Genomic DNA, 3,208 nt, shown 5'->3' on the forward strand with positions numbered 1-3,208 from the left:
CGGAGGACCCGCGGCCGCAGAACCCGGCCGGGGCGGCATGAAGCTGGGCTTCGGTCCGGCCTCACCGGCCGGCTTGTCACGCTGAGCCTGCTGCGCCGCACGCGCCGCCTCCTGCTCAGCCTTCAACGCCGCGGCACGGGCCTCGGCCGCGGCGACCTCGATGTCATGGGCGCTCGCCACCTTGGCGACGGGCGCGGGCGGCAACAGCGACCCCGTGGGCTTCGGCTTGGCCGCGGGCGCGGCTGCCGTGGGCTTCTTGGGGGGCGCCGGTTTTGCCGAAACCTTGGGGACGTTGCCGGTCGTCGCCGGCGCCGCCGGGGGCGCCGCCGCCGATTTGGCGGATGCCGGTGGGGCGGCCGCGAAGGCCTCCTTCAACCGGCGGGCGACTGGAGCTTCCACCGTGCTCGACGCGGACTTGACGAACTCGCCCATCTCCTTCAATTTGGCGAGAACATTCTTGCTCTCGACGCCGAGCTCCTTCGCAAGCTCGTGTACGCGGGCCTTGCCTGCCACTGCACTCCTCATCCCGAGGTCGCATGGGCGGCACCCGCTGCGACCTCACTTGTGCACTTGAAGCCTGATCATTTCAGCGACTTCATCGTGTGCTCATGTTGGTCGTCCTTACTCCTTCGGCGGGGCGGATGCTCCGCCTACGGTCTGCTCGGGGCCAGGTGGCCCTGGATCGCGCGCCTGCCGGCCCGCGATCGCCTCGGTCAGCTGACCGGCGTCGAGGACGCCGGTGACCCGCAGCGCTCGCCCGAAGGCTCGCCGCCGCAAGGCCGACTCGAGACAGCCCGGCGTTGGATGCAGATGCGCACCCCGGCCGGGCAACCTGCGGTGAGGATCGGGTCGCAAACTGGAATCGATCGCCACCACACGCAACAGTTCGGAGATAGCCGCACGTTGCCTGCACCCCACACATGTCCGAAGACGGGCATGCGGCCGCGCACGACGTATCACCGAAAGAGTCTACAGCAGTTTCTCCCCGCAGTGTCCGGTGGTCGGATCGCTGCGCGCCCGACCACCGGCGCGCGAAAAACGTGGGGTTAGCTGTGTCCCTCTCGCAGTAGGTAATTCTCGCGTCCTCGTTGGCGTCGCGATTGGGCGTTGACTAGGCGGGCAACGGGGCGTCCCCTTGCTCGGACTCCTCCGGTGCGGTGCGCGGGCGAGCCGCCGGATCGGGCGCCGCGTCGGAACGGATGTCGATCCGCCAACCCGTCAAGCGGGCCGCCAACCTGGCATTTTGCCCCTCGCGGCCGATCGCGAGCGACAGCTGATAATCGGGCACGACCACACGCGCGGCCCGTGCTGCAAGATCAACCACCTCGACCCGGAGCGCCTTGGCCGGCGAGAGCGCGTTGCCCACAAACTCGGCCGGGTCCTCGGACCAGTCAATGATGTCGATCTTTTCGCCATGCAGCTCGCTCATGACGGCGCGCACCCGCTGGCCCATCGGGCCGATGCAGGCGCCCTTGGCGTTGACCCCGGTGACCGTGGAGCGCACGGCGATCTTCGTGCGGTGCCCGGCCTCGCGCGCGATCGCCGCGATCTCGACGGTCCCGTCGGCGATCTCCGGCACCTCAAGCGCGAACAGCTTCTTGACCAGCGCCGGGTGCGACCGGGACACGGTCACCTGCGGCCCACGGAAGCCCTTGGCCACGTGCACGACAACCGCCCGGATGCGCTGCCCGTGCGGGTAGGTCTCCCCCGGAACCTGCTCCGACTGGGGCAGCACCGCCTCGACCTTGCCAAGATCTATTGAAACAATCCCTTTTTCGGTACGCGTCTCGTGCGCCTGGATCACGCCAGTGACCAGGTCACCGTCGCGGTTGGCGTACTCGCCGAAGTGGACCTCGTCCGTGGCCTCGCGCAGCCGCTGCAGGATCACCTGCTTGGCGGTCATCGCGGCGATCCGGCCGAAGTCGTGCGGGGTGTCGTCGAACTCGCGCACGACGTTGCCCTCGGAGTCGAACTCCTGCGCATACACGACGGCGGCTCCGGTGTGCCGGTCGATCTCCACGCGGGCGTGCGGATGCGATCCCTCAGTGTGCCGGTATGCGGTGAGCAGGGCGGACTCGATCGCGTGCAGGATGGTCTCCTCCGAGATCTCCTTGTCGCGCGCCAGGGCCCGCAGGGCCGCAAGATCGATATTCACCGCTCCTCCTCGTCGTCAAAGTCCTCGCCGAGATCGTCGCCTGAGTCGTCGCCGAACTCCTCGAGATCGTCGTCGGAGATCTCCTCCAGCCGACGGAACTCGACCTGCACTCGACCCGGTCCAAGATCACCATAGCCGAACCGGTGGCCGACGCCCGCGACTTCAAGCGTGATCCCCTGATCGTCGGCGCTGTTCACCCGGCCGGTGTAGGTGCGGTCCAGGGCCCTGACCGACACCATCCGGCCGATATTGCGGCGCCAGTGCGCCGGTGTCGTCAACGGGCGGTCCACGCCGGGTGACGACACCTCAAGTTGATATTCCCCCGGGATGAGCTGCCCGCCGGACTCCTCCGCCTCATCGAGCGCGTGCGAGATCTCCCGCGACACGTCGGCGATCACGTCCAGCCCGAGCCCGCCATCACCATCGATGACCACTCGGACCAGGTAGCGCCGGCCGACCGGCTTAACATTCAGAGCATCCAGCTCATAACCGGCGCCGATGACCGCAGGCTCCACCACCGCGCGCACCGCCGCGGCGTCCACCGGGGCGGGCTTGGGCGGGCGCGGCTGTGCTGCGGGCCGGCCGGTGCTGCGGCCTTTCCTTGCTTGCGCGGCTGCCATGTGACGCCTACCCCCAACCTATGTGACTGCGCAGAGCGTAACTCGCTGGCGGTCGCCTGGGATCCTCGGCGCGCTGCTGTCATGCTTGGCCGCCGGTCTTGCCCCATCCGGCGGTCCGGTGACCGATACGCTTGGCCGATGTTTTCCCACCGGCGCAGGGCGTTGCTGCGGACCGCGCTCGGCGCGGCCGTGCTGGCGCCGACGCTCGCGGCATGCGATCTGTTCAGGCCCGACCCGCCGCCCCCGCCGGACCCGTTGACCGATTTCTACAACGACACGCTGGCGCTCGCCGCGCTCTATGAGGCGCGGGCCGCGGGCAACACCGCGCTGCTGGCCATCCGCGACGCACACCGGGCGCACGCGAGCGCGCTTGCCGCGATCATGCGGCCGGCCCCGCCGTCGCCGAGCGGTGCGCCGCCGCTTCCGTCGGCCG

The 3,208-nt window shown here is 69.4% G+C and carries 4 protein-coding genes and 1 pseudogene; 1 reads left to right on the forward strand and 4 read right to left on the reverse strand.

All coding sequences use genetic code 11. The features are described 5' to 3' along the window. The 4 genes from DM816_RS41110 to rimP form a co-directional block, all read right to left on the reverse strand. On the reverse strand, nucleotides 1-513 hold a 513-nt coding region (locus DM816_RS41110), incomplete at its 3' end, for a translation initiation factor IF-2 N-terminal domain-containing protein (RefSeq protein WP_170318939.1). A 108-nt stretch (nucleotides 514-621) separates the two neighbouring features. Continuing rightward, a complete protein-coding gene (locus DM816_RS41115; RefSeq protein WP_117215842.1) occupies nucleotides 622-960 on the reverse strand; it encodes a DUF448 domain-containing protein in 339 nt (112 codons plus the stop codon). 151 nt (nucleotides 961-1,111) lie between these two features. Continuing rightward, nucleotides 1,112-2,155 (reverse strand): transcription termination factor NusA, encoded by a 1,044-nt coding sequence (nusA, locus tag DM816_RS41120; protein ID WP_117215843.1) that lies wholly within the window; start codon nucleotides 2,153-2,155, stop codon nucleotides 1,112-1,114. After that, nucleotides 2,152-2,775, reverse strand: coding sequence for a ribosome maturation factor RimP (gene rimP, locus DM816_RS41125; RefSeq protein ID WP_162908395.1), 624 nt, complete (start codon nucleotides 2,773-2,775; stop codon nucleotides 2,152-2,154). Before rimP ends, nusA begins: the two co-directional genes overlap by 4 nt. A 138-nt stretch (nucleotides 2,776-2,913) precedes the next feature. Here rimP and DM816_RS41130 point away from each other — a divergent pair. Next, a pseudogene (locus DM816_RS41130) lies at nucleotides 2,914-3,208 on the forward strand (hypothetical protein); the annotation flags it as partial.

It is taken from the genome of Allorhizocola rhizosphaerae, assembly GCF_003426775.1.
GTDB lineage: Bacteria > Actinomycetota > Actinomycetes > Mycobacteriales > Micromonosporaceae > Allorhizocola > Allorhizocola rhizosphaerae.

Excerpts from the sequence above, each read along its gene's own strand:
- rimP (WP_162908395.1), bottom strand. The coding sequence starts at position 2,775 with ATGGCAGCCGCGCAAGCAAGGAAAGGCCGCAGCACCGGCCGGCCCGCA.